Below are 24,009 nucleotides of genomic sequence, written 5' to 3' on the forward strand. Positions count from 1 at the left end.
GTTAGGCTAGCACCTCCGCCAGAATCTCCTCGTGAGAGAGCGCACTGAGTTCGGACCACTCCATGCCGAAGACGGTCTCGACGATGTAGGTCACGAGGTCGAGGAAGACCGCGTAGTCGGGGATCACGCCGAGCGTGACGGCACCGACGGCGATGACCGTGATCGGCATGAGCATGAGCCACGTGCTCTCGGAGAACGGCGAGTGGCGTTCCCAGCCACCCGGCGGCGCACCGCCGTGGTGGTCGTGGTGATCGCCGTGGTCGTGGTGGCCTTCGGCGTGGTCCGCGTGTGCACCACGGTTGCCGGGGACAGCAGCGTCGCTTGGGTATTTGTCGACGGCGTACTCGTAGTCGTCGTCGGTGTCAGTGTCCGCGTCAGCGCCGTCCGAATCCGGCTCCGACTCGAGTGGCGTCCCAGCGCCAGCGGCCTCCGTTTCGCCAGCGTCGTCGTCGGCGGGGCGTGGCTGGCCGCTTGGGGGTTTGTCGTCGCCAGCGTTACCGTCTGCGTCTTCGCTCTCGTCAGCAGTTGCATCCTCGTCTTCATCGACCGGGTTCCCACCATCCGTTGCAACCTCCTCGCCGAAGTCGGACTCGCGCTTCCCGCCAGGCGGGAACTCGAGGAGCGGCTTGGCGTCGTGGCGGTCTTCGCTTTCGAAGAACGCGGTGTAGACGACGGGCCAGAGGTAGGCGATGTTGAGGATCCCCGAGAGGATCAGCGCGCTGGCGAAGAGCCAGTAGCCGCCGCCGACATCGGCGGAGCCGATCAGCATGTAGAACTTGCTGACGAAGCCGGCGATGAGCGGCATGCCGGCCATTCCCGCCGCGCCGATGGCGAAGGCGGACATGGTCAGCGGCATCCGTTTTCCGATGCCGGCCATCTCGCTGACGTAGTCAGTGTGGGTCTCGACGTGAACTGCCCCTGCACAGAAGAACAGGGTGAGCTTCCCGAACGCGTGAGCGGGGATGTGGAACAGCGCCCCGAGGATCGCGAACGGATGGAGCATCGAGAGCCCGAGCACGATGTACGACAGCTGTGCCGTCGTCGAGAACGCGAGCCGACGTTTGAGGTGGTCCTTGCGCAGCGCGATGATACTCGCGGCGGTGAGCGTGAACGCGGCCAGAATCGCCACCGGCACGTTCAGCCCGACCTCACCGATACCCGGCACGTTGAGCGGCAGGTCGTGAATGAGTCCGGGACCGAAGACTTCGAGGATGACTCGCGCCACCCCGAACGCACCGGACTTGACGACCGCCACGGCGTGGAGCAGCCCGGAGACGGGCGTCGGTGCGACCATCGCGTCGGCAAGCCAGGAGTGAAGCGGCATGACGGCGGCCTTGACACCGAAGCCGGCGATCAGCAGGAAGAACGCGGCCTGTGCGAACACTGGTTCGGCCTGTGCGGCCTCGGCGAGTGCGCCGATGCCGCCGGATTCGAACGCGGTCGTCGCGCCGTCGGCGGTCATACTGGTGAGCCAGTAGGTGAGGACCGTCCCGGCGAGCAGGAATACCCCACCGCCGAAGAACGTGTAGGTGAGGTACTTGCGACCGGCGATCCGGGCCTCGTCGTCCTCGTTGTGTGCGACCAGCGGGTAGGTGACGAGCGACAGCAGCTCGTAGAAGATGAAGATCGTCACCAGATTGCCGGCGAACGCGATACCCAGCGCGGCCGAGAGACTGGCCGCGAACGAGGCGAAGAACCGGGTCTGGGCGTGTTCGTCCAGTCCGCGCATGTAGCCCGCGGCGTAGAACGACGTGAAGATCCAGAGGAAGCTCGCGAGCAGTGCGAACAGCATGCCGAGCGGGTCGGCACGCAAGACGAAGTCGATGCCGGCGAGGAATTCGATGCCAAGCGATTCCTGCAGGCTCCAGTAGTAGGTCGTGCCGTCCAGCACGTCCGGGAGCATACTGAGGATGATCCCGAACTTCGCCAGCGCGGCGAGGACGGACCAGCCCTCGCGGACGTTCGGATAGCGATACGACGCGATGATCAGTACCATCGCGACCGCCGAAACGAGGACGGCAGCGAGCGGTAAGATGGATTCTTCAGTCATTCGTTGAACACCTCCGTCGCGAACGGATCGAGAAGGTCGTAGAGTTCACCACCCGCGAATCCGAGCAGGACCGCGATGATGGCGGCGACGATGACGAGCGCGAGCATGCCGAACGAGACGGCGTCGGGGTTGCCGCGGCCGATACGGCCAGCGTCAGTGAACGCACTAGCACCAACGTTGCCAGCAGACTCGTCACCGTGTTCGCTCCCGTGCGCGTCGTCACCGTGTTCGCTCCCGTGCGCGTCGTCACCGTTCCCACCCTCGTGACCACCGTCAGTCGCAACCGGACCCGACGGATGCGGTGATTCGACCGGCGTCGCCGGCGTGAAGTACATTTTCTCCAGCAGACGGGCCGAGTAGGCGAGCGTCAGCATGGTGCTGAGCAGGATGACGGCCGCGACGGGCCACATCTCTGCCTGCACCGAGCCGACGGCGATGTACCACTTGCCGATGAAGCCGGCCGAGGGCGGGATGCCGATCAACGCGATCAGCAAGAGCGCCGTCCCGCCGGCGACGAACGGCCGATTATCCGCGAGACCGGCGTACTCGTCGACGGTTCGCGCACCGTAGGTGACCGCGATCACGCCGGCAGCGGCGAACAGCCCGGCCTTCATCACTGCGTGGCCGATCAGGTGGATGATCGCCCCAATCAGGGCCGTCTCCGTAACGAGGCCGAACGCAGCCACGACGAGGCCGAACTGCGCGACCGAGGAGTAGGCGAACATCCGCTTGACGTCGGTCTGAATCACAGCGAGCGTGCTGCCTGCGAGCACACTCAGACAGCCGACCGTGACGACGATTTCCGTCAGGTACGGCGTCGACGTGAGGAACTCCGGCCCGAAGACCGTGTACATCAGTCGTCCGAGTGCGTACGCGTAGGCCGTCGAAACCAGCGCTGCGATAACCGGCGTCACGCCGTCGGGGGCGTGCTGGTAGGCGTCCGGCTGCCAGGTGTGCAGCGGCCACTGGGCGACCTTCAGGGCGAAGCCGACGAAGATGAACGCGAACGCAGCCTGCAGCAGGACGAGGTTCTGTCCGCCCTGTGCGAGCACCTCGGGCATGATCTCCGAGAGCACCTGCATGTTCAGCGTTCCCGTCGCCATGAAGATGAAGCCGACACCGATCAGGTACAGCGAGGCACCGACAGTGCCGAGGATCAGGTACTTCAGTGCCGAGACCGCCGACTCGGGACCGTCTCCGCTCGCGATCAGGGCGTAGGTTGCGAGCCCGACGATCTCGAGGAAGACGAACATGTTGAACACGTCGCCGGTCAGCGAGAGGCCGAGCAGGCCGCCGGTCAGCAGCAGGTAGCCTGCATAGAACGTGTTCCCACGTGGCCCGCCAACGCGCATGTACGCGAGGACGGCCGTCGCGGTGGCGATCACCAGTAAGGCGATCAGTGTCGAGAACTCGTCTGCGACGAGCTGAATCCCGAACTCTCGCGGCCAGCCGCCGAGTTCGTGGGTGACCATCCCGTCGCTGTAGACGGCACTCGCGAGGTACGCTGTCGCAGCGAGTAGTGCCGTCGTCGTAAGGGTGGTCACACCCCAGCCGGTCCGATCGAAACGCAGCCCGAGCGCGATCGGTACGGTGGCCATGAGGATCGGAACCGCGACCAGCAGCGGCAAGATAAGATCAACGTTACTCATCGGCACGCACCTCCCGGAGCGTGTCCTCGCGGAGCGTTCCGTACTCCGCGTAGATCCGGACGATCAGTGCGAGACCGACCGCGGTGAGCGCGATGCCGACGACAATTGCAGTCAGCACGATCACGTGCGGGAGCGGGCTGGCCATCGCGCCGGGATCGCCCTCGGTCGGAACGATCGGTGCCGATCCGCCCTCGACGTAGGCGACCGCGACGAAGAACAGGAAGATCGCCGTCTGGAAGAGGTTGACTCCGATCAGCTTCTTTACGAGGTTCTGGTTGGCGATCATCATGTACATCCCGACGCCCATCAGGACGAACATCAGGGCGTACGCGTAGCGCGAGGCGAGCAGTTCAATCATCGCGTCCCACCTCCGGACCCGAAGCCGAGCCCGAACTCGAACTCGAGTACGTCGAATCGGACTCGTTGCTGTGACGGTCGGGCGTAAAGCCCGCCGCCGTCGCGAAGAACAGCGTCATCACCGCGCCGGCGACGATCAGTGCGACACCGCCGACCTCGATGGCTTCCATACCCCAGTAGTGGGCGATCCCGAACGTGTCGGCGATCGCATCGTACTCGAGGAAGTTGCCGCCGAGGGCCATGGTGAACAGCCCGGTTGCGATGAAGATGGTGACGCCGCCGGTGATGAGGCCGGCGACGAAGGAGTTTTTGACCCACTTGCGGGTCGGGTCGATCCCGAACGCGAAGGCGAGCATCAGGACGGTGACGCCGATGATAGCGCCGCCCTGGAAGCTGCCGCCGGGGGTGTCGGCCCCGTGGAGACTCAGAAACATCCCGTAGGTGAGCGTAAACGGTGCGATAATTCGAACGGAGGTCAGGATGACCTGACTCTCCGAGTAGGTATCCGAGTTCGTGTAGGAATCTGGCTGCGACATTACGTGAACACCTCCCGTTTCAGCACGAGCAACACGGCGATTGCGGCGGCGAAGACGACGACGGCCTCACCGAAGGTGTCGAACCCACGGTAGGAGGCGAGCACGGCGGAGACGGCGTTCTGTGCCCCAGTGTCTCCGAACGTGTTCTCGATGTAGTAGAGCGACGGCGTCTCCGTCAGAACGCCCTGTTCGCCCCAGACGGGTGCGGACTCCGTGCCGACAGCGTACATGTCGGGCAAGAGCGTTCCGAGCACCAGGACGAACGCGCCGACGGCGATGACTGCCGGGACGTTGACCCGCTCGAAGAGTCGATCCGTCGAGGGTCGGGTCGTGCGCGCGATGGTCAGCAGTAGCAGAATAGTCGTTACGCCGGCACCGATTGCAGCCTCCGTCATGGCGACGTCGGGTGCGAGCAAGAACGTGTAGAGGATCGCCATCCCGAGGCTGTAGGCTCCGAAGACGACGATGGCGGAGAGGACGTCTCTGAACAGTGCCGTGGCGACAGCTGCCAGCACGATGAAGATTGCGAGCGTGTAGGCGACAGCGGTTCCGATCATTGAGAGTCACCCTCGTCTGGGGTCGATGGATCCGGTTCGACGTCGACCTCCGTCTCGTCGGTCAACGGGACGATGCCGGACTCGGCCGCAGAGCGAGCGATCGCGTGTGCGGCCGTCGGGTTCGTGATGAACACGAAGAACAGCAACAGGACGGCGTAGATCGTCATGCTGTCCCAGCCGAGCGCGAGCGCGACGGCTGCCAGTGCGAGCCCCGCACCGAGGGTGTCCGTCTGGGAGGCGGTGTGTGCTCGCGCGTAGATGTCGGGCAGGCGGATCACGCCCACCGCGGAGACGAACGTGAAGAACAGTCCGAACGCGAGCAGGATGATGATCGCCCAGAATCGAAGCTGTTCGATCACAGCACACCACCCCGCTCGACGGTAAACTTCGAGATGGCGATCGCCATCAGGAAGTTAAGCAACGCGTAGATCAGCGCGATGTCGAGGAACCACGGTTCGTCGAGTCCCGCTGCGAGCAACGCAAGGATGACAACTGTGTTCGTCCCGAGCACGTTCACCGCGAGCAACCGGTCCTGCGTCGTCGGGCCGGCGACTGCACGATAGAACATCATGATCGCCAGGACGACGAACAGCGCCGCCGTAACGAGGAAGATGTCGTTGAGCAGGTCTGCAGTCACAGGTCGTCACCTCGGATGATCTCCGTGTCGCCGCGTTCTTCCGGCGTCGGGATGCGAGCACCCGTTCGGCCGTGGAAGACGAAGCGAACGGCCCGCTCCAGCGAGCCCTCGAACAGGTCTTCCCGAGCGGACGGGATCAGCGTGTGGATAATCAGGCGCTGGTCGTCCGCTCGAACCGTCAGCGTCCCCGGCGTGAGCGTAATGCTGTTCGCGAGCGCGAGCAGCGGGAGTCCGCTGCGAACCCGCGCGTTGACCCGCGTCATCGTCGGCCTGATCGGCATCGACGGCCGTAGGATGACGAGCGATATCGCGAGGTTCGCCTTCACGATCTCGAAGAGGAGATACGGCACGTAGAGTCCGAACCGCAGCGTCCGGATCGGCGACCCGATCCGATCGAGCGGGAACGTAAACGTCACGTGTGCAAGCGAAACGGCGACGATTCCGGCGACCGCAGCACCGGTGACGAGATCGAACCAGTACGTTGGATCCCCGAGCACCAGATAGAACCCGTAGGAGATCCAGAACATCGCGAATATCTTGTCGAACCGCTCGGCTCCGTCACCGGCCAGTCGCTCGTGGCGCGCAGGTCGCTCGACCGGTGCTTCGTCGTAGGCCAGCCCGACGCTCTCGAGTTCCCGCTCGAGTGGCTGGAGCATCTGTGCCGTCGTCCCCGGCTGGTACTCCGGGTCGAGCACCAGGCGGTCGATGTCGTGCGCCGCAGCGTAGGAATCGAACGTCCGCGCGTAGTCGCGCGGCCCGAACAGATACTCGTCGTCGCCGAGGACGGACGTCGTCACGTCGATCGTGACGTTCGTCGAACTCGCATCCTCCCGAACCCAGCTCTCGGCCTTCGAGAGCAGTCGCTCGGCGTCTTCAGTCAACGACTGGCCCTCCGGCATCTCCGTGTCGTAGGGCAGTGCGACGACGAGGTGGAACTCGAGTGTCTCCGCCTCGCCGGGACACGATTGGACGGCGTACCCAACCGTCTGTCGGACGGTGACCGTGTCAGACAGCGGTACGAGCACTCGTTCAGCCGCCACGGCGCAACCCTCCACATGACCGTCGTTGGATACTCATGGCTCTTGTCGTTAGTCGACTCAAGCGGTAGCCGTAGGAAAACGATTTCGTTATCTGCCGGTTGGCCCGCCGCTTCGAACGGGTTTCGGTTGACTTCAGGTCAGCAGGAAATCACGTTCTGTGGCGAGTTCCCGGTCACAGACAGGACGACAGCGGTGAGTGAATACAGAATTGTCCAGCAACACTCAGAGTGAATCCGCCGACGCAAGCGTGAACGATACCGTCGTTGCGATACCTGGCTCGGATTCGAGCCAGATTTCGCCATCGTGGCGTTCGATGATCCGGTTGCACAGTGCAAGCCCGATTCCCGTCCCGGTGTGTTCCTCGTGACTGTGAAGGCGGTGAAACACCTCGAACACGCGGTCTTGCTGCGATGGCTCGACACCGATTCCCTCATCTCGTACCGAGATGCACCACTCCTCGCCGTCGCGTTCGGCACTGATGGTGATTGTCGGCGGGTCGTCACCGCTGTACTCGATTGCATTAGTGATGAGATTCTGGAAGACCTGCCGAAGCTGACTCCTGTCTCCTCGCACGCGCGGCAGTGATTCTACGGTCACGTCGGCCTGACTCTGCTCGATCCGAAGCGAGAGATCCTGTTGGACTGCCGCCACCACGTCCTCGAGTGCGACCGTCTCGAGTGGAGCGCCCCGTGTTTCGACGCGGGAGAACTCCAGAAGGCCGTCGATCATCGCCGTCATCCGTTCGGAGCCGTCGACAGCGTAGGCGATAAACTCACGACCGTCTGCATCCAGGTCGTCGCCGTAGCGAGTTTCGATGAGCTGGAGGTAACTCGATATCATCCGAAGCGGTTCCTGGAGGTCGTGGGAGGCGGCGTAGGCGAACTGCTCTAGATATTCGTTCGACTCCTCGAGTTGGGCCTGCGTTCGTTTCAGTTTCTGGTTCTGAATTCTGAGTTCGTACGCATGGGTTTTCGCTCGCGCACCATACGTTCCGATGCCGAAACCGGCGACGCTGCTGAAGCCCGTGAGAATCAGGATCGAACGGTCGGGATTCGTGAGCCCGACCGATGGCTGGGCGTGATAGAGTGCGAGAATACCGAGCATCACCCCGATTGCGGTGAGACACCAGCCAGTGATGGTTGGATAGAAGCGCGGATCGATTTCAGTCCGTGGCAGGCGATAGCTTCCGAGCAGCAGGACGAGTCCCGATCCGGCGATAAACGCGAACACGACGACCGTGTTTGCAAGCGGCGTCCCGGATGAGAGCTGGACAGCCACCCAGAGAGTAGCGAGTGAGGCGTACAGGCCGCCGATCGCGGCCAGAAACCGCCGCCCGCCCAAGAGCGTGACTGGCGGTCGACGGAGGTGCATGCCGCGGTTTCGACGAGGACCGCCAATAACCGTTTCGTGTTTGCTATCGACTAGCTCACTAATAAGTCTCCAGAGTGATATGTATGCAGTCAGTGGGTTACTGCCGAAGTATGCGACGACACAACGTTTTTCACTCGAAGCGGTAACACTCCACAGGATGTCGAATCTGCTGCATGACGCGGTCCAGCTCACCGAACGCCAGCAGCTCGTGCGCTCGAGTATCCGTGACATCTGTGCTGACTTCGATCACGAGTACTGGCGGACGCGCGCCGAAGCAGGCGAGTATCCACACGAGTTCGTCGACGAGTTAGTCGAGCAGGGCTGGATGGGAATTCTCGTGCCAGAGGCGTACGGCGGGGCCGGCATGGGAACCCGGGAGACGGTCGTGATGATGGAGGAAATCGCCGCGAACGGCGGCGGCTTCAGCGCGGCCCAGGCCGTCCACGGCGGCGTCTACAACTCCGTGCCGATCGTCGAGTACGGGAGCGAGGACCTGAAATCAGACCTGCTCCCGCGAGTCGCCGACGGCGAGGCCTCGATTCAGGCCTTCGGACTAACAGAGCCGAACGCCGGGTCGAACTCGACAGCAATCGAGACCCGTGCCGAGGCAAGCCAGGACGGTGAGGAATACGTCATCAACGGCCAGAAAATCTGGACCTCTCGGGTCGATGTCTCGGACTACCTCGTGCTCGTCGCGCGAACGACGCCACTCGAGAACGTCGAGAAACGAACCCGGGGCATCTCGATGTTTCTGGTGGATCTCGAGGACGCGTACGACCAGGACGCCCTGGAGATCGAGTCGATCCCGAAGTCGGCGAGCGAATTCGTTCACTCCTACGAACTCTGGTTCGATGACCTACGCGTGCCCGCAGAGAACCTCATTGGCGTCGAGGGCGAGGGCTTTTACCAGGTGCTCGACGGCCTCAACGAGGAACGGCTCGTGATCGCCGCCGAGTGTCTCGGGCTGGGACGGCTGGCACTCGAGCGCGCGGTGCAATACGCGACCGACCGCGAGGTATTCGGCAGTCCGATCGGTTCGAACCAGGCCATTCAGCATCCGCTCGCGGAGGCCTACGCGCGGCTACAGGCGGCAAAGCAGTTGACGTACAACGCGGCGGACCGGGCGGCCTCGGACGAAGCCGTTGATCTGGGGGCGTACGCGAACGCGGCGAAGTTTCTCGCGGCGGACGCGGCGTACCAGTCGGCCGACGCGGCGGTCCAGACCCACGGTGGGTTCGGCGTTGCGACGGAGTACGACGTCGAGCGCTACTTCCGGGAGGCCAGACTGACGCGGCTGGTACCGATCACCCAGCAACTCGCACTGAACTATCTGGGTGAGACAGTGCTGGGGCTGCCGCGCTCGTACTGATTCTCGACAGAGACCGGCCAACGACCACCAACAACCGAACCACACCACGCAAATGAGAGACGACACTGAAACCGCGACCGAACAGGAAGGACCGACCGACAAACAGCTCGTCTCCGGCTGGCACGGGCGCTACTACGAGGATTTCGATGTCGGCGATGTCTACAAACATCCCTTCGGACGCACCGTTACCGAGACGGACAACGTCTGGCTGACCAACGTGACGATGAACCTCAACCCGATGCACTTCAACGAGGCCTACGCCGCCGAAACCGAGTTCGGCGAGCGCCTCGTCGACGGCACGTTCGTCATCGCGCTCGCAGTCGGGATGAGCGTCATCGACGTCTCCGTTAACGCCACCGCAAACCTCGGCTACGACAACATTCGTCACCACAGCCCCGTCTTCCACGGCGACACCATCTTCGCTGAGAGCGAGGTCCTGAGCAAACGGGAACTCGAGTCCCGTGACCACGTCGGCATCGTCGAGACGGAACTCCGGGCGTACAATCAGCACGGTGACCTCGTGCTCTCACTCGAGCGGACGCCGATGGTGTTGAAGCGCTCGCACGCCGAGCCATCGGCCGCAGAGCCGCCGGGATGGCCGGCGGGGATCGGAACCCAGCCCGAGGATTGTTGAGTGTGGCTTCGCCGGACTGAGCCCCGGCAGTGAATCGAGTCAGTCGGTTCGAGGGGCCGTTCCGCTGGCAGGTCCGACTCGGTTCCAGAGGTGCCGACCGAGGAGAACCACACCGGTCGCGAGGAGAGCCGCGTAGATGTACTGAGACAACACTACCAGCAGAGAACACGACGAGCCACAGCCGTCTTGCATCGCTAACTCGCGAGTTGGTTCGAGCAAACTGGTTCCGAACTGCAGCGGAGACACGAGCGTGAACGCGAGAAACAGTCCGAGGAAGGCGACGAATTCGGGAACGTGGCGGTCGCGTATCGCTTGTCTCTGCGTTGCAGAATTGGATTCGTCGACTGGGCCACGGTTTGGTCGGTTCCGAAGGTTCCGAAGCACGTACCACGGTGTCGCGAAGACGACCGCGACGAGTATCCCGAGCAGGCTCGCCGGGATGAGCATCGAAGCGGCGGCGTAGCCGAGCCCCGCACCCGCCCCACCGGTCTCGAGCGTGCGTTGGGCTGCTCGAATCGCGTCTGTGGCGACGAGCAGCGGAAGAACAGCAATTCCAACGAGAGGGACGATGCGCTGGCGACGGGTCGAAGCGACCTCGTAGGTGAGCAGCCAAGCGAGATAGTAGCCGACCCAGAGAGACGGGACCGCAACGACCGTCTCGCGAACCGTCTCGAGCGGGGAGGCAAGCAGCATCGACCAGACGCGTTCGAGTCCGAACCCGTGCGTTGTCGTGGCGGCCGACGAGGCAAGTTCGAACCCGATCACGGCCACAACGGCGAGCATCGCCGTCGGGAGCGTAGCGGCGAACGGAAGCTCTTTCGACCGGGTCGTTCGGGTCCAGCCCAAGACGAGCGCGCCGAAGACGAGATATACGATGCCGACGCTGAGTGGGTCAAAAAGTCCGACAAACGGATGCGGATACTGAACGAGTTGCTGCGTAGAAAGGCTCCGGACGAACTCGTCAGAGAGGAGGGTCGTGAAGATGAATCCGACCGCGATTGACAGCACGACGAGCCCGACCCCCAATCCGAGCAGTTGGGTACCGGCCCGCCGATTCTCACACATAGTGTTCCCGAATACTGAGTGATGTCGTATGTATTTTATGTATCAAGATAGTTGAAAAATTGTCGGGAACAGGTCGGAGCGTCACCATCTCGAGTCGGAGCTGAACTCGATGTACCGGTTGGTCACTCCGGTGAGACCGGCTTCGGGAGGTTTACTTACGAGCCGTCCCGATTTGCCTGCAATGACGCTGTACTCGCGAGTTCGTCCCCTCGCGTTCAAACTGCCGGCCGAGACAGCCCACGGTCTCGGGAAGCGAACGCTGCGGGCGGCACAGTCGACGCGGCCGACACGGGCGGCGATGTCGATGGCGTACCAGTACGACCATCCCGCACTCGAGGTCGACCTGTTCGACACCACGTTCCCGAACCCCGTCGGCGTCGCCGCCGGCTTCGACAAGAACGCCGAGGTAACGCACGCGCTGGAAGCGCTCGGCTTCGGCTTCGTCGAGATTGGTACCGTCACACCCTACTCACAGGACGGCAACGACCGGCCGCGGCTATTCCGCCTGCGCGAGGACGAAGCGATGGTCAACCGGATGGGGTTCAACGGCCAGGGAATGGAGGCAGTCAAGGCCCGACTCGAGTCCGACGGCACGCCAGGCTTCCCGCTCGGCGTGAACATCGGTAAGATGAACGTCTCGACCGAGCGCGAGGCCATCGAGGACTACCGGCGCGTCTTCGAGCGCCTCTCGCCGTTCGCCGACTACGTCGTCGTCAACGTCTCCTGTCCGAACACGCCCGACGAGTTCGACGAGGCCTCGCCCGAGCACCTCCGGGAGATTTTCGAGACGATCGACGCCGAGAACGATCTGGGCGTCCCAATCCTCGTGAAAATCGGCCCCGACGAACCCGAGGAGTCGATCCTCGACCTCGTCGACATCGTCCAGGAGTTTGATGTCGACGGGATTATCGCGACGAATACGTCGACTGCGCGCGAGGGACTCGCCTCCGCAAAGCGCGAGGAGTGGGGCGGCCTCAGCGGCAAGCCAGTCGAGGATCGCTCGACCGCAGTCATCCGAACGATCGCCAGCCACACCGACGGCGACCTCCCGATTATCGGCGTCGGCGGCGTCGACTCCGCCGCGAGCGCCTACCGAAAGATTCGGGCCGGCGCATCGCTTGTCCAGCTCTACACCGGCTTCGTCTACCAGGGGCCCTCGACTGCCAAACGGATCAACCGCGGACTCGTGCGACTCCTCGAACGCGACGGCTTCACGTCGATCGAGGAGGCTGTCGGTGCGGAACTCGAGTGACCTGTAGACCTGCGATCTGTCATACAATCAAAATTTTATACTCCAACGGTATATTTGCAGCACTCGATAGCTATGAATTTGAGACAGTTGGTAAAACCGCTGGTGATGGATACGTGCGTGTTGGGTGTACTAACCGTCGCGCTCGTGTACGGCCTCACCCGCTCGGGACTCCTCATCGTCGGACTGGCTGGCCTTGGTATCATCTGTATAGCGGTCGGTGGCGGGACTGCTGGACAGGTCACTTCGGGTCAGTCTGGGTACGGTGAGTATGGTGAGGTAGGAACGCCGGTCGATGATACGGGAATCTGGCCGGGAGTATCCTCCGACACCCCATTACAGGTACGAGTCCTTTTCTACGGGGTTGGACTCGTTCTCTGGAGTCTTATCGTCCTTCGACTGTTCTCGTCGAACCTGCAGTGAGCCCACGCTGGAACGACTCCCCGTCCACCGTTCAACTCACGCGCTGTATCCAACGTGCGACTCCGGGCCGAGAGGAGATAGGAGGTAGGAGGTTGGAGGTAGGAGGTAGGAGATAGCCCAGCGGCGCTGCTGGTACCGCTCTCACCAGTACTTCCCGCTGAAGGTATCGAACTAATCATTCTCTGACAATATTGTCAGGAGTATGGATTCAGAAGCGTCTCTATCGCGGAACTAACCCCGCTTTCGACTCAGGGTTCGACGAGTTCAGCCTGTCGCGCCGCTTCTTCCGCTCGCTCGAACAAGTCGTCCGGTTCGTACTCGAGTAGCGGTTCGAGTCGGGCGTTGGTCTCGGCGCGGTCGGGGGCGACGCGGTTGCAACCGGCATTGATCGTCGACTGGGTGAACGTGTCGATTTTGCGGGCTTTGGCGACGATGTCGGCTTTGTCCCAGGTGAGCAGCGGGCGGTGGATCGGGAGTCGGGTCGCGCGGCTGGTGACGCCGAGGTTCTGGAGCGTCTGGCTCGATTTTTGGCCGACTGCTTCGCCAGTGACGATGCCGTGGGCGTCGACGCGGCGTGCGAGGTGCTCCGCCGTGCGATAAAAGAAGCGACGCAGCGAGAGCATCCGGCCCTGTTCCATCGTCTCGACGAGCAGGGCAACTGTTTCGCCGCCGGGAACCGTGTAGACCTGCGTGTCGAAGTTCGGTGCGTAGCGCGAGAGCGTTCGGACGGTTTCCATCGCGCGGGCTTCGTGGTCGATGCCGCCGTAGTCACCGAGGTCGACGTACACCGGCACGATCGGGCTGCCGCGTCGCATCATCTCGTAGGCCGCGACGGGAGAGTCGATCCCGCCGCTGATCAGCGCGATGACCGGCTCCTGGGAACCGAGCGGGAGCCCGCCAGGCCCCGGCACTTTCTCGAGGTAGATGAACGCGAAGTCCTCGCGGACCTCGACGCCGAATGTGAGATCCGGGTCGTCGAGGTCGACTTCGGGCTCGAACTCGTCTTCAACGGCCTCCCAGATCGCGGTGCCGCCCTCGCGGGCGAGGTCCTCGCTCGTGTAGGGGAGGCTCTTATCGGCGCGACGAGCGTCGACGGCGAAGCTGCCGCCGTCGTAGCACGCCTCGGCGGCCTCGGCGAGCGCAGCGCAGATTTCGCCCTTCGCGGTGTCGACGGTTCGGACGGCGCTTGCGGAGACGACACCGAAGGCGTCCGCGGCGGTCACCGTGGCGGCGTCGACGTGTTCTTCGTCGGTGTGAATCAGGGGTCGGTTCCACCGACGTTCGACCTCGCCGGGGATCGAGCGGTCCGCGAGGAGGGCCGTGAGATTCTCCGCGAGACAGTCCTCCATGTACCGCTTGACGGTGTTGCTCTTGGTGTTGACGTCCCCGTGACGAACGAGGACGGTGTCAGCTCCCGGCGGATGCATATGGACAGCGCTAGGGACGCGCGCCATAAGGGGATTACGAGCGACGGGCGCTCCGGGGAGCGGTAGTTGCACGGACAGACGGCCAGAGAAACTATGAGCGATGGGCGGGCTGTCCAGCGTGATGAGTGACTCTGCAGCGCCTAGCAGTGGTCCGGCAGCCGGCACGGAAACGGCGACACGAACGGTCCACACCCAGGGCGAATCGGCTCTGCTCGAACAGTATCTCGACTCTCAGGACCTCTCGTCGGCAGAGACAGACGGTGACAAGTCAGACCCGACAGCCGAAACCGAACGCGAACGGCTGCGACACGAACGCAACTTCTGGCGTTCGCTGTACACGCAACTGGTCGGCTGTTTCCCTGAGGGGGCGTTCGCCGTCGCCGCGGGCGGCGAGATCACAAACTGGAACCGAGCAATGGAAGAGCTGAACGGAACCGAAGCCGAGAGCGTCCTCGGAAAAAACGCCTACGACATCTTCGAAACAGAGGGTGAGAGCGAGACGCTCGCGGAGAAGGTCATCCGCCGGAACGAGCCGATTCAGGAGGACGACACGCGGACGGTGCCCCACTCCGACCGGTACCATCAGGTGTACGCCGTTCCCCTCCGCGATCCCGATGGGAACGCCATCGGCGCGTTCGAGGCGACGCCGGACGTGACCGATTTCGTCCACCAGCGCCAGGAGTTCGAGGTGCTCCAGGAAACCGTCTCCGAACGGGTTCAATCCGAAGTCGTCGAACTCGAGGAGACCACCGAATCGATCACGGACACGATCGAGCGAATCCACGACCTCGGCGTCGAGCAAACCCAGCGGATGGAGACGATCGCCTCCGAGGTGTCCGACCAGAGCGCGACGATCGAGGAGATCGCCTCGACGACGGAGACGGTCCACCAGACCAGCGAGACGGCAGCGGAGCTCGCAGAAGACGGCTCCGCATCGGCGAGTGACGCCATCGAGACGATGGAGACCGTCTCCGAATCCGCCGAGACTGTCTCGGCCGAGATTGGGACGCTCCACGAGAGCATCGACGAGATCGGCGAGATCGTCGACGTTATCGACAACATCGCCGACCAGACGAACATTCTCGCGCTCAACGCTCAGATCGAGGCCGCCCAGGCCGGCGAGGAGGGTGCCGGCTTCGCAATCGTTGCCAGCGAGGTCAAGTCGCTCGCGGAGGACACGCAGGAGCAGGCCGGCCGAATCGAGTCGACCATCGCGGAGATCCAGGACGAGATCGAGGCGACCGCCGACAGTTTCGAAACTACGACCGAGCGGATCAACGACGGTGTCGACCGTGTCGAGAACGCACTCACGAAACTCGACGAAATCGCTGAAACGATCGACGACGCCGCAACTGGTGTCAGCGAGGTCGCGGGAGCGATCGACGACCAGGCCGCGGGCAGCGAGGAGATCGCCGCAACAGTCGACCTCGCGGTCGAGGAGATGAACTCGCTGCGGGAGGAACTCGAGACGATCTCGGAGTCGACCCGGGAACAACGCGAGAGCGTGGCGACGGTTCGCTCGACGGTGGGACAGTTATCGGAGTCGGACGGCGAGTCGGGGTCGACGTAGAGAAGCGAACCGGATCCGCTGGACGGACTCGAGTAAAAAGAAACTAGAAACGAGAAACGCGAGAAGCGTCGTCGTGACTCGGTTCAGACGGCTTAGAACGTTGTCAGCTCGCCGTCGATGACTTTTCGCGTGATGTCTGTAACGTTCGCGAGTTGGTCGTCGACGATCGCTTCGATCTCGTCCTGAACGTCTGCGAGTTCGACGTCGTCGGCCGTGACGACGTGGATGTCGGCGACGTGTGGCTCGTCGATCGGGCGACCGATCTGGGAGAGCAGGCGTACGCGCATGTCGCGGATGCCGTCGACTTCGGCGACGACCTCCTCGGCGATCTGGGTCGAGAGCAGGTTGTAAATCTTTCCGATGTGGTTGACCGGGTTCTTGCCGCTCGTCGCTTCCATCGACATCGAGCGGTTCGGCGTGATGAGGCCGTTTGCACGATTCCCGCGGCCGACGGAGCCGTCGTCACCCTGCTCTGCGGAGGTGCCGGTGACGGTGAGGTAGATCGAGCCTTCCTCGTAGTCGTCGGCCGTGTTGACGTGGACGTTGACCTCGCGGTCCGTATGCTCGTTTGCAACCTCAGAAACGAACTCGCGAACGGACTCAACGGCGTCCGCGTACGCATCGAGGTCCGCGATGTGCTCGTCGATCATCGCCGCCGCGACGGTGACATCGATCGTGTCGCCCTCGCGCTTGCCCATGATCTTCACGTCTGGACCGAGGTACGGATTCTCGTCAGCGAACTCGCCGTTCAGTCGTGCTTCAGCCTCGGAGACGATCTGCTCCGTCTCCGTCAGCGGCGCGTGACCGACGCCGAAGCTCGTGTCGTTGGCCATCGGCACGCTCACTTCGTCCTCTCCGAAGACATCCTGCAGGTCACCGCTTCCCTCACCGAGTTTCACGTCGACGACGATATCCTCGCCGTACTCGAGTTGCGGGATGGTCTCCTCGAGGTACTCGCGCGCTGCGCGGAGCGCGATCGTTTCGGTGGGGATGGTCTGGCCCTCGTAGTGTTTGGTCGCGCGACCGACGATCAGCAGGTAAATGGGGTCGACGACCTCGCCGCCGCCAAAGGCGGGGGCGGCCTCGCCGGCGACGAGCTGTGTCTCGTCCGTGTTGAAGTGCAGTACTTCGCCGACACGATCGAGGTACTCGCGTGCGAGTGCGCCGGCGACGCTCTCTGCGACGCCGTCACAGATGGAGTCCGGATGTCCGATCCCCTTTCGTTCGACGATTTCGACCTCCTGATCTTCGACTGCCTGTCGGTCGATTGGCTCGACCCGAATGTTCCGCTCGCTCATTGCCGGCTCTAAACGGAGCGTGGTTCTATAACTTGCGGAAACAGATCAACGTCGGAAAATACCTGGCAGTTATCCACCGATCGACCGCGTTCGGCGGGCAATCGGGCGCTCACTGTCGGGCAGAAGGCGGTAAGAAGCCAGTGAGGGATCAATGAGGGATCAGTGAGAAGCGGACCACAAAGTCGCGACCGTCATCTTCGGAGACGGCTTCAGTAGCGCACCCAGTCTTCGAATCGTTCTGTCTGGCAGTCTCAGGAATCGAGCAAGAGCCCAAGATACGAGGTCCGGAGCTGGTCGTCGGGGTCGAGGCCGAGGGATTCGAGCACGGTGTACGCGCCGGCGCGGGCGGACTCGAGTTCGGTCTCGCTCTCGACCTCAGTTTCGACCTCGACGTACTCGCCGACATCGTCGACGGTGTCGAGAGTGATTGTGAAGTCTGTCGGGGGAGCGGAGGCTGATTCTGTGGCGTCCGTCTCGGCGAGTTCGACCGTGTAGCGCTCGCGCTTCTTGCGAACCGTCGCGGCCGGCTCGAAACCGAGGTTCGTCAGAATCGTATCGAACGTTTTGCCGTCGCCGATGGTGGTTTCGGCCTCCTCGCGGGTCTTCGACTCGTCGTCGACGAGCGGTCCTTTGTAGGTGACTCTCGTTTCGCTGCCTGTGTCTGCATCGGGGTGACGTTCGCGTCGAATCCGGAGCGCTTCGTCCGTCTCGGCGAACGTCCGGTGTGGAGCATCGTAGTACGTGTCTGTCTGGACGACCGTTCCCGCTGGCGTCGCATCGAGTGCTGTGCTGTCGTCTTCGTCTCCGATCCCGTCGTCGGCCTCATCATCGGTTCCGTCCTCGAGTCGCGACCGAACACGATCGAGTTCGGCAGGCACCTTCACTTCGACCTCGTACATGGCCGTTCGAACGGGCAGCGGCCGTAAGTATCGGTCGTTCTCGTCGGTCGCCACAGATACCAATCGCAGATACCAGTCACCGCGTGGACGCGTTCTCGGACCAAAGCGTCGTACTTAAATGTCGACGGCGGGACGTACAACGTATGACCGAGGAACAGGAGGCCGAGCTCGATGAGCAGGCCGATGACGTCGAAGCGGAAGCCGACGAAGACGCTGCAGAAGCCGAAGGGCTTCAGGACGGCGACTTCGTCGAACTCGAGTACACTGCATACACCGCCGACGGTGACCAGTTGGTCGACACGACCGACCCAGAGGTCGCCGAAGAGGAAGGTGTCGCAGACCAGAATCAGGAGTTCAAGCCACGCACGATCGTCCTCGGCGAGAGCCACATCTTCGAGGGCGTCGAAGAAGCCATCGTCGGCTCCGAAGCGGGCGACACCGGCAGCGTGACGATCGACGCCGAGGACGCCTTCGGGGAGTACGACCCCGACAACGTCCAGACGGTCAGCGCCGAGAAAATCGACGAGGACGACCGTTACCCCGGTGCGAACGTGCAGGTCGACGGCCAGCAGGGCTACATCAGCACGATCATCGGCGGCCGCGCGCGTGTGGACTTCAACCACCCGCTGGCCGGCGAGGACGTCGAGTACGAGTTCGAGGTTCTCGACGTCGTCGACGACCGCGAACAGCAGGCTGCCGGCCTCTTCGAGATGTACCTCGGCCTCGAGCCAGAACTCTGGATCGAGACCGACGAGGTCGAGGAGGAAGTCCCAGTCGAGCCCGACGAGGACGCAGATGAGGACGAAGACGCAGAGCCTGAGTTCGAGACTGAGGTCGTCGAGAAGGAGACGCTCTACCTCGAGGCCACGCCGCAGATGACCATGAACCAGCAGTGGATGATGGGCAAGCAGCAGATCGGTCAGGACATCATCGACCAGATCGGTGTCGACCGTGTCATCGTCCAGGAAGTCATCGACGGCATGGGCGGCATGGGCATGCCCGGCATGATGGGCGGTATGGGTGGCGGCATGGGCGGCGGCGACATCGAGGAGGCACTCGAGGACGCCGACGTCGACGCCGACGAGATCGTCGACGAACTCGAAGGCGCAGACGAGTAACCCCTGCGACTAGCGGTTTCAGTTTTTGCGTTTTCAGACGGAACAGTCTCAGTCCCGACTGTGAGTCGTGGATGTTGGTCTGCACAGACCGCAAGCGGCGCACAGCGCGGACTGAGAAGCCAAACGCGAGAGTGAGAGTTCAAAACGGAGGCTGAGAAGCGGGGAACGAGAAGCAGGAACTGAGACGTAAGACGCGGAAACAGCGAACTCAGGCGATATCCCGACTCGTGTCGATCGCCACTTCTTCGGTCAACTCGAGTTTGATCGCGTCGGTTGGCTGGCTGCCGCCGCGGAATTTGGGGACGGTGAGGTGGTTCTCGAGTTCGGCACCGGAGATAGCGGTCTGGAGGTCGAAGACTGCGTCCGCTGCGTGGAAGGTTCGAGACCGGTTCGTAGTTTCGTCGCCTTTCAGGCAGTGGAGGACGGCGATGCCGTTTTTCTCGAGCATCTGTGTCTTGAGATCGTTGAGAAACGAGGTGAACTCCTCGCGATCGGTGTGCTCGAGAACGTCCATGGTGTCGATAATGAGGTTCGCACCCTCGGGGAGTGCATTGATGAGTTTGCGCGTTTCCGTGATCGGGGCGTCGCTGCCAACGTGTCGAATTGTCGGGTTCCCGACGTCCGAGGGGGAGTTCTCGACGGCGTGGCGGACGGCATCGGTCGACCGTTCGGTCGAAAGATAGAGTGTGCCGCGTGCTGCAGTCAGTTCGTACAACAAGAGTTCCGATTGACTGGCCGGGGCTGCGGCGTACGCGACGAGACATCCCGGCGGAAGCCCACCGTCGAGTTTGCGATCCAGCACGTCGATCCCGGTTTCCAGCCGTTCTACCATACGGGTACCGTGTCTTTCTGTAGTTCGTGTATAATTCTTTGCCTTCGCAGCACTGTCACGGCGGTTGGTGGATCGACACCGCGACCCCGACGCGGAATGGAGGGATTCAAGGGGGATGCAAGAGCCAACACGAACGAATGCGCCACGATCACCTCATCACGAGCAAACAACTCTCGCGGGCGGATATCGAGACCGTCCTCGACCGAGCGGCCGAAATCGCCGACGATCCGGCCGCCGTCGCCGACCGTCACGCGAACGCCGTGCTCGGCCTGCTGTTTTTCGAACCGAGTACGCGGACGAAGATGAGCTTCGAAACCGCGATGAAACGCCTCGGCGGTTCCGTCGTCGACATGGGCTCTGTCGAATCCTCGAGCGTCAAAAAGGGGGAGACGCTCGCCGACACCGTCCGCGTCATCGAGGGCTACGCCGACGCGCTCGTCCTGCGCCACCCCAAACAGGGAGCCGCCGCGATGGCGAGTGAGTTCGTCGATGTCCCGCTGCTGAACGCCGGCGACGGCGCGGGCCACCACCCAACCCAGACGATGCTCGACCTCTACACGATTCGAGAGAACGCGGGCCTGGACGACCTCACCATCGGCATCATGGGCGATCTGAAGTACGGGCGCACCGTCCACTCGCTGGCCTACGCGCTCACCAACTTCGACACCCGCCAACACTTCATCAGCCCCGAAAGTCTGCAACTCCCCCGCGAAGTCGTCTACGACCTCCACCAGCAGGACGACACCCAGATCCGCGAACACGAGGCACTCGAGTCCGTCCTCTCGTCGCTCGACGTGCTCTACGTGACGCGGATTCAGCGCGAGCGCTTCCCGGACGAGAACGAGTACCAGAAGGTCGCCGGCGAGTACCAGATCGATCTGGAGACACTCGAGGAGGCGAGTGACGAGCTGACGATTATGCACCCGCTGCCGCGGGTCGACGAGATTGCGCCGGAGATCGACGAGACGGAGCACGCGGCGTACTTCGAGCAGGCACACAACGGGGTGCCGGTGCGGATGGCGCTGCTCGATCTGTTGCTGGCAGGAGGTGAGGCAGATGAGTGACGACCACGACCACCACGACGGCAACGCGGACCACGAACTGCGCGTCAGCAAGATTCAGGATGGGACCGTCATCGACCACGTGCGTGGTGGCCAAGCGCTGAACGTGCTCGCAATTTTGGGCATCGACGGCAGTGAAGGTGAGGAGGTTTCCGTCGGGATGAACGTTCCCTCGGACCGCCTCGCGCGCAAGGATATCGTCAAGGTCGAGGGCCGCGAACTGAGTCAGGACGAGGTCGACGTGCTCTCGTTGATCGCACCCGACGCCTCGATCAACATCGTCCGCGACTACGACGTCGTGGAGAAACACCGCGTCGAGCGCCCCGCTGTCGTCGAGGGGGTACTCTCCTGTCCGAACATGGACTGCATTACGACCGACGGCGAGCCGGTCACCTCGCGGTTCGAGGTGCTTCAGGACGGCGTGCGCTGTTCGTACTGTGGGACGATCGTGCGAGAGGGAATCGCCGAACTAATCGATACGCACTGAGTTCCGACAGCGGACCGCACACCGAGTCGTCCGAGCGTCGTCCGAACGTCGTTCGAAAGAGAGGGCGAACACGATCGGTGTGCCATATTTTCACGAGGGGAGAACTGTCCAGAATAGCTAAGTACGAGCCAACCGATTGTTACGGTGTACATGTCACGCACGATTAAAGTCGTACTCGCCCTGGTCGTCATCGCCGTCCTCTGGAAACTCCTCAGCACGAGCGGCAGCGACATCGACGACGAGATCGAGTACGATCCCGTCGAGTAATCGACGCGACAGCGCACAGGTTCACCAGTAGTATTCACACCGGTCGGTTTCACACACGGCTGCAGTCGGCCGCCGTGTCCCCCCTACTCCGATCTGGTTCGGTCCCCGATCCGAACGGCTTACAGGCACGGCGTCGTACGCTGCAGTATGTACGGCGTCGTCACTCGCAACGCTGAAGAAGTCCGGTGGCCGGAGTTCGACCGCGGATTCTACGAAGTCAAGGACGTGACCGGCCGGTCCGCCGAGCCGATCGAGGACGGGGTAAACATGGTCTCCTGTTTCGGCGACAACGCGGCTGCAGACGCCGACCCGTCGCTCGTCCCCGTCGACGACATGGGACGGCCAGCAACCCGCGACCGAAAATACTTCGACTGGGCCTACATCTGTCCGTCCCGACAGGACTATCGCGAGGGCCTCTTCGAGATCATCGACGACTGCGTCGCGGCCAACGAGGACGTCCGACTCGACGACGTTGGCTTCCCTCGCGAGGGATACTGTCGCTGCGGCGTCTGCGAACAGGCCTTCGAAGCCAGCGAGTTCGCCGACCGCCAGGCCTGGCGCGCCGACGTCATCACCGACTTCGTCGCCGAAGCCGCAGCGCGCATCCCCGGCCGTGTCTACCTGACGCTCTACCCCGACCCGTACCCCGGTCACCTCTACGAACGCGCCGGCCTAGATCTCGAAGCACTCGAGGAGCACGTCGACGAGTTCGTCATCCCGCTGTACGATATGGCCTACGAGACCACCTACTGGCTCGAGACGATCGCGAAGGGATTCCAGAGTGCACTCGAGACGCCCTTCAGTATCGAGCTGTACGCGATCGACATCGAGATCGAGAACCTGATTCACGCACTCGAGGTGGCAGAGCACTACGCCGAAGGAGTGTTCTTCGGGTACGAGGCGTCGAACGCGCGGGCGGCGTTGCGTCGACGGCGTGCCGACGAGCAAGACGGTGTGACACACGGCGAACCGAAATAGGTTGTTCTCGAGTGGCGATCAGATTTCTTGCGGTCGTGTAACTACCGTTGTGTGAGAGCAGAGTACTCGAGAGGTGTGAATTGGAGGGGGCAGCGACGGAAGTAGTGGGAGTAACGATGCCGATGGGGGTAACGACTCCAGTGGGAGTGACTGGAATCTATCGTGTATCGTCACCGAGGCGGTCGTCGTCATCGTCGTCGTCCAGCAGTCCGTCATCGCTATCGGAGTCGTCGTCCATGAGGTCACTGTCGTTGTCGTCGTCACCGATGAGTTCGTCGTCGTCGTCATCTATGAGGCCGTCATCGTCCGAACGGCCGCGGCGGTCATCGTCGTCCATGAGTCCGTCGTCGCGGTCTCGGTCCCGGTCACTGTCGCTGTCCATGAGGCCGTCATCGTCGTCACTCATGATTCCATCATCGTCGTCGTCCATCAGACCGTCATCGTCGTCACTCATGATTCCATCATCGTCGTCGTCCATCAGGCCATCATCATCACTACGGCGGTCATCATCGTCCATGATGCCGCTGTCGTCCCCGCGGCGACTGTCGTCGTCCATAATACCATCGTCGTCGTCACCCATCAACCCGTCATCGTCGTCATCGCCTACCAGGTCGTCGTCATCGTCGTCTCCTATAAGTCCGTCATCGTCGCGGTCATCATCCATGATCCCGCTGTCGTCTCCGCGACGGTCGTCGTCATCCATCAGTCCGCTATCGTCGCTTCGATCATCGCGGCCGGTCCCCGTTCCCGACATACCGCCCGCTCCGGTGCCAGTTCCAGTGCCGGTGCCAGTTCCAGTCCCTGCCCCCATCTCCGAATCAGTTCCCGACAGGTTGCTCTGCAGGTGAATTTCGTCGTCGGTCATCTCCGAAACAGCCGTCTCCTGCAGCGGATACGCATCATCAGTCCCACCCCAGCCGAGTTTGGCCTTGATCGTATCCGTAATTCCCGGATCCGGTTCGACGTGTGCCGTTCCATGCTCGACATCGGCGACGATACCGACCTCGTCACCCTCCGCGTTTACGACCGTCTTTCCGACATCATCGTCTGTAAATTCTGGAGACATTGCACCAACTGGTATGCCAAACACGACCAAGATGGTGGTGCTTGCGCTGGCTTGCGAGTTTGCCAGCAA

Annotated in this window: 23 protein-coding genes; 8 read left to right on the plus strand and 15 right to left on the minus strand. The window is 62.7% G+C overall.

Annotated elements, in window-relative coordinates:
- Position 1: 1 nt before the first annotated feature.
- The 9 genes from BBD46_RS07285 to BBD46_RS07325 all read right to left on the minus strand — a co-directional run bounded on the left by BBD46_RS07285 (position 2) and on the right by BBD46_RS07325 (position 8,197).
- On the minus strand, positions 2 to 2,050 hold the full coding sequence (locus BBD46_RS07285; protein WP_071401070.1) for a proton-conducting transporter membrane subunit: 2,049 nt from the start codon (positions 2,048 to 2,050) through the stop codon (positions 2 to 4).
- Positions 2,047 to 3,699, minus strand: a complete 1,653-nt coding sequence (locus tag BBD46_RS07290) for a monovalent cation/H+ antiporter subunit D family protein (RefSeq protein WP_071401071.1) — start codon at positions 3,697 to 3,699, stop codon at positions 2,047 to 2,049. Before BBD46_RS07290 ends, BBD46_RS07285 begins: the two co-directional genes overlap by 4 nt.
- Positions 3,692 to 4,057, minus strand: a complete 366-nt coding sequence (locus tag BBD46_RS07295; protein WP_071401072.1) for a cation:proton antiporter subunit C — start codon at positions 4,055 to 4,057, stop codon at positions 3,692 to 3,694. The genes BBD46_RS07290 and BBD46_RS07295 overlap by 8 nt, the downstream gene beginning before the upstream one ends.
- On the minus strand, positions 4,050 to 4,592 hold the full coding sequence (locus tag BBD46_RS07300; RefSeq protein WP_071401073.1) for an MnhB domain-containing protein: 543 nt from the start codon (positions 4,590 to 4,592) through the stop codon (positions 4,050 to 4,052). Before BBD46_RS07300 ends, BBD46_RS07295 begins: the two co-directional genes overlap by 8 nt.
- Positions 4,592 to 5,149, minus strand: a complete 558-nt coding sequence (locus tag BBD46_RS07305) for a DUF4040 domain-containing protein (RefSeq protein ID WP_071401074.1) — start codon at positions 5,147 to 5,149, stop codon at positions 4,592 to 4,594. Before BBD46_RS07305 ends, BBD46_RS07300 begins: the two co-directional genes overlap by 1 nt.
- A complete protein-coding gene (mnhG, locus tag BBD46_RS07310; RefSeq protein WP_071401075.1) occupies positions 5,146 to 5,508 on the minus strand; it encodes a monovalent cation/H(+) antiporter subunit G in 363 nt (120 codons plus the stop codon). The genes BBD46_RS07305 and mnhG overlap by 4 nt, the downstream gene beginning before the upstream one ends.
- Positions 5,505 to 5,720, minus strand: coding sequence for a cation:proton antiporter (locus tag BBD46_RS07315; RefSeq protein WP_394326824.1), 216 nt, complete (start codon positions 5,718 to 5,720; stop codon positions 5,505 to 5,507). Before BBD46_RS07315 ends, mnhG begins: the two co-directional genes overlap by 4 nt.
- Positions 5,721 to 5,782: 62 nt before the next feature.
- Positions 5,783 to 6,826 carry a monovalent cation/H+ antiporter subunit E gene (locus BBD46_RS07320; protein WP_071401077.1) on the minus strand — a complete coding sequence of 348 codons (1,044 nt, stop codon included), beginning with the start codon at positions 6,824 to 6,826 and terminating at the stop codon, positions 5,783 to 5,785.
- A 222-nt stretch (positions 6,827 to 7,048) separates the two neighbouring features.
- Positions 7,049 to 8,197, minus strand: coding sequence for an ATP-binding protein (locus BBD46_RS07325; protein ID WP_071401078.1), 1,149 nt, complete (start codon positions 8,195 to 8,197; stop codon positions 7,049 to 7,051).
- Positions 8,198 to 8,354: 157 nt separating this feature from the next.
- Here BBD46_RS07325 and BBD46_RS07330 point away from each other — a divergent pair, with 157 nt between their 5' ends.
- Together BBD46_RS07330 and BBD46_RS07335 are read left to right on the plus strand one after the other, a co-directional pair.
- A complete protein-coding gene (locus BBD46_RS07330) occupies positions 8,355 to 9,566 on the plus strand; it encodes an acyl-CoA dehydrogenase family protein (RefSeq protein ID WP_071401079.1) in 1,212 nt (403 codons plus the stop codon).
- Between the two features lie 52 nt (positions 9,567 to 9,618).
- Complete coding sequence (locus BBD46_RS07335; protein ID WP_071401080.1) at positions 9,619 to 10,200, plus strand: MaoC family dehydratase; 582 nt, start codon at positions 9,619 to 9,621, stop codon at positions 10,198 to 10,200.
- A 39-nt stretch (positions 10,201 to 10,239) separates the two neighbouring features.
- Here the strand turns inward: BBD46_RS07335 and BBD46_RS07340 are convergent, their stop codons facing one another.
- Complete coding sequence (locus tag BBD46_RS07340; protein WP_071401081.1) at positions 10,240 to 11,265, minus strand: hypothetical protein; 1,026 nt, start codon at positions 11,263 to 11,265, stop codon at positions 10,240 to 10,242.
- A gap of 181 nt (positions 11,266 to 11,446) precedes the next feature.
- Between BBD46_RS07340 and BBD46_RS07345 the strand changes: the two genes are divergently transcribed.
- Positions 11,447 to 12,517 (plus strand): quinone-dependent dihydroorotate dehydrogenase, encoded by a 1,071-nt coding sequence (locus BBD46_RS07345; protein WP_071401082.1) that lies wholly within the window; start codon positions 11,447 to 11,449, stop codon positions 12,515 to 12,517.
- A gap of 668 nt (positions 12,518 to 13,185) precedes the next feature.
- On the opposite strand, the gene BBD46_RS07355 is transcribed toward BBD46_RS07345, so the two are convergent.
- Positions 13,186 to 14,364 carry a tRNA sulfurtransferase gene (locus BBD46_RS07355; protein WP_071401084.1) on the minus strand — a complete coding sequence of 393 codons (1,179 nt, stop codon included), beginning with the start codon at positions 14,362 to 14,364 and terminating at the stop codon, positions 13,186 to 13,188.
- A gap of 121 nt (positions 14,365 to 14,485) precedes the next feature.
- Here BBD46_RS07355 and BBD46_RS07360 point away from each other — a divergent pair, with 121 nt between their 5' ends.
- The gene (locus BBD46_RS07360) at positions 14,486 to 15,934 is read left to right on the plus strand and encodes a methyl-accepting chemotaxis protein (RefSeq protein WP_071401216.1); all 1,449 of its coding nucleotides are present in this window, start codon (positions 14,486 to 14,488) and stop codon (positions 15,932 to 15,934) included.
- A gap of 92 nt (positions 15,935 to 16,026) precedes the next feature.
- Here BBD46_RS07360 and BBD46_RS07365 read toward each other — a convergent pair whose 3' ends face one another.
- Both BBD46_RS07365 and cyaB read right to left on the minus strand, forming a co-directional pair.
- Positions 16,027 to 17,232, minus strand: a complete 1,206-nt coding sequence (locus BBD46_RS07365) for a methionine adenosyltransferase (RefSeq protein ID WP_071401085.1) — start codon at positions 17,230 to 17,232, stop codon at positions 16,027 to 16,029.
- Between the two features lie 251 nt (positions 17,233 to 17,483).
- Entirely contained in the window at positions 17,484 to 18,131 is a 648-nt protein-coding gene (cyaB, locus tag BBD46_RS07370; RefSeq protein ID WP_071401217.1) for a class IV adenylate cyclase, read from the minus strand.
- Between the two features lie 143 nt (positions 18,132 to 18,274).
- Here cyaB and BBD46_RS07375 point away from each other — a divergent pair, with 143 nt between their 5' ends.
- Complete coding sequence (locus BBD46_RS07375; protein WP_071401086.1) at positions 18,275 to 19,249, plus strand: FKBP-type peptidyl-prolyl cis-trans isomerase; 975 nt, start codon at positions 18,275 to 18,277, stop codon at positions 19,247 to 19,249.
- Positions 19,250 to 19,457: 208 nt separating this feature from the next.
- Here the strand turns inward: BBD46_RS07375 and BBD46_RS07380 are convergent, their stop codons facing one another.
- Positions 19,458 to 20,081 (minus strand): RAD55 family ATPase, encoded by a 624-nt coding sequence (locus tag BBD46_RS07380; protein WP_071401087.1) that lies wholly within the window; start codon positions 20,079 to 20,081, stop codon positions 19,458 to 19,460.
- 137 nt (positions 20,082 to 20,218) lie between these two features.
- On the opposite strand from BBD46_RS07380, the gene pyrB reads away from it, so the two are divergent.
- The 3 genes from pyrB (at position 20,219) to BBD46_RS07395 (ending at position 22,874) form a co-directional block, all read left to right on the plus strand.
- Positions 20,219 to 21,145, plus strand: a complete 927-nt coding sequence (gene pyrB / locus BBD46_RS07385) for an aspartate carbamoyltransferase (RefSeq protein WP_071401088.1) — start codon at positions 20,219 to 20,221, stop codon at positions 21,143 to 21,145.
- Entirely contained in the window at positions 21,138 to 21,629 is a 492-nt protein-coding gene (gene pyrI, locus BBD46_RS07390) for an aspartate carbamoyltransferase regulatory subunit (protein WP_071401089.1), read from the plus strand. Before pyrB ends, pyrI begins: the two co-directional genes overlap by 8 nt.
- Positions 21,630 to 22,043: 414 nt before the next feature.
- Positions 22,044 to 22,874 carry a hypothetical protein gene (locus BBD46_RS07395; protein ID WP_071401090.1) on the plus strand — a complete coding sequence of 277 codons (831 nt, stop codon included), beginning with the start codon at positions 22,044 to 22,046 and terminating at the stop codon, positions 22,872 to 22,874.
- A 157-nt stretch (positions 22,875 to 23,031) separates the two neighbouring features.
- Here the strand turns inward: BBD46_RS07395 and BBD46_RS07400 are convergent, their stop codons facing one another.
- Complete coding sequence (locus BBD46_RS07400) at positions 23,032 to 23,940, minus strand: hypothetical protein (RefSeq protein ID WP_071401091.1); 909 nt, start codon at positions 23,938 to 23,940, stop codon at positions 23,032 to 23,034.
- Between the last annotated feature and the right edge of the window lie 69 nt (positions 23,941 to 24,009).

Origin of the sequence: Natrialba sp. SSL1 (assembly GCF_001861355.1) — an archaeon.
Classification (GTDB): domain Archaea; phylum Halobacteriota; class Halobacteria; order Halobacteriales; family Natrialbaceae; genus Natrialba.

What these genes read in the sequence shown, in the direction of transcription:
- BBD46_RS07400 (WP_071401091.1), bottom strand. Translation starts at nt 23,940, where the DNA reads ATGTCTCCAGAATTTACAGACGATGATGTCGGAAAGACGGTCGTAAAC.
- BBD46_RS07340 (WP_071401081.1), bottom strand. Translation starts at nt 11,265, where the DNA reads ATGTGTGAGAATCGGCGGGCCGGTACCCAACTGCTCGGATTGGGGGTC.
- cyaB (WP_071401217.1), bottom strand. Translation starts at nt 18,131, where the DNA reads ATGTACGAGGTCGAAGTGAAGGTGCCTGCCGAACTCGATCGTGTTCGG.
- BBD46_RS07395 (WP_071401090.1), top strand. Translation starts at nt 22,044, where the DNA reads ATGTACGGCGTCGTCACTCGCAACGCTGAAGAAGTCCGGTGGCCGGAG.
- BBD46_RS07305 (WP_071401074.1), bottom strand. Translation starts at nt 5,149, where the DNA reads ATGATCGGAACCGCTGTCGCCTACACGCTCGCAATCTTCATCGTGCTG.
- BBD46_RS07325 (WP_071401078.1), bottom strand. Translation starts at nt 8,197, where the DNA reads ATGCACCTCCGTCGACCGCCAGTCACGCTCTTGGGCGGGCGGCGGTTT.
- pyrI (WP_071401089.1), top strand. Translation starts at nt 21,138, where the DNA reads ATGAGTGACGACCACGACCACCACGACGGCAACGCGGACCACGAACTG.
- BBD46_RS07300 (WP_071401073.1), bottom strand. Translation starts at nt 4,592, where the DNA reads ATGTCGCAGCCAGATTCCTACACGAACTCGGATACCTACTCGGAGAGT.
- BBD46_RS07330 (WP_071401079.1), top strand. Translation starts at nt 8,355, where the DNA reads ATGTCGAATCTGCTGCATGACGCGGTCCAGCTCACCGAACGCCAGCAG.
- BBD46_RS07295 (WP_071401072.1), bottom strand. Translation starts at nt 4,057, where the DNA reads ATGATTGAACTGCTCGCCTCGCGCTACGCGTACGCCCTGATGTTCGTC.
- pyrB (WP_071401088.1), top strand. Translation starts at nt 20,219, where the DNA reads ATGCGCCACGATCACCTCATCACGAGCAAACAACTCTCGCGGGCGGAT.
- BBD46_RS07345 (WP_071401082.1), top strand. Translation starts at nt 11,447, where the DNA reads ATGACGCTGTACTCGCGAGTTCGTCCCCTCGCGTTCAAACTGCCGGCC.
- BBD46_RS07365 (WP_071401085.1), bottom strand. Translation starts at nt 17,232, where the DNA reads ATGAGCGAGCGGAACATTCGGGTCGAGCCAATCGACCGACAGGCAGTC.
- BBD46_RS07355 (WP_071401084.1), bottom strand. Translation starts at nt 14,364, where the DNA reads ATGCATCCGCCGGGAGCTGACACCGTCCTCGTTCGTCACGGGGACGTC.
- BBD46_RS07315 (WP_394326824.1), bottom strand. Translation starts at nt 5,720, where the DNA reads ATGATGTTCTATCGTGCAGTCGCCGGCCCGACGACGCAGGACCGGTTG.
- BBD46_RS07360 (WP_071401216.1), top strand. Translation starts at nt 14,486, where the DNA reads ATGAGTGACTCTGCAGCGCCTAGCAGTGGTCCGGCAGCCGGCACGGAA.
- BBD46_RS07335 (WP_071401080.1), top strand. Translation starts at nt 9,619, where the DNA reads ATGAGAGACGACACTGAAACCGCGACCGAACAGGAAGGACCGACCGAC.
- BBD46_RS07285 (WP_071401070.1), bottom strand. Translation starts at nt 2,050, where the DNA reads ATGACTGAAGAATCCATCTTACCGCTCGCTGCCGTCCTCGTTTCGGCG.
- BBD46_RS07375 (WP_071401086.1), top strand. Translation starts at nt 18,275, where the DNA reads ATGACCGAGGAACAGGAGGCCGAGCTCGATGAGCAGGCCGATGACGTC.
- BBD46_RS07380 (WP_071401087.1), bottom strand. Translation starts at nt 20,081, where the DNA reads ATGGTAGAACGGCTGGAAACCGGGATCGACGTGCTGGATCGCAAACTC.
- BBD46_RS07290 (WP_071401071.1), bottom strand. Translation starts at nt 3,699, where the DNA reads ATGAGTAACGTTGATCTTATCTTGCCGCTGCTGGTCGCGGTTCCGATC.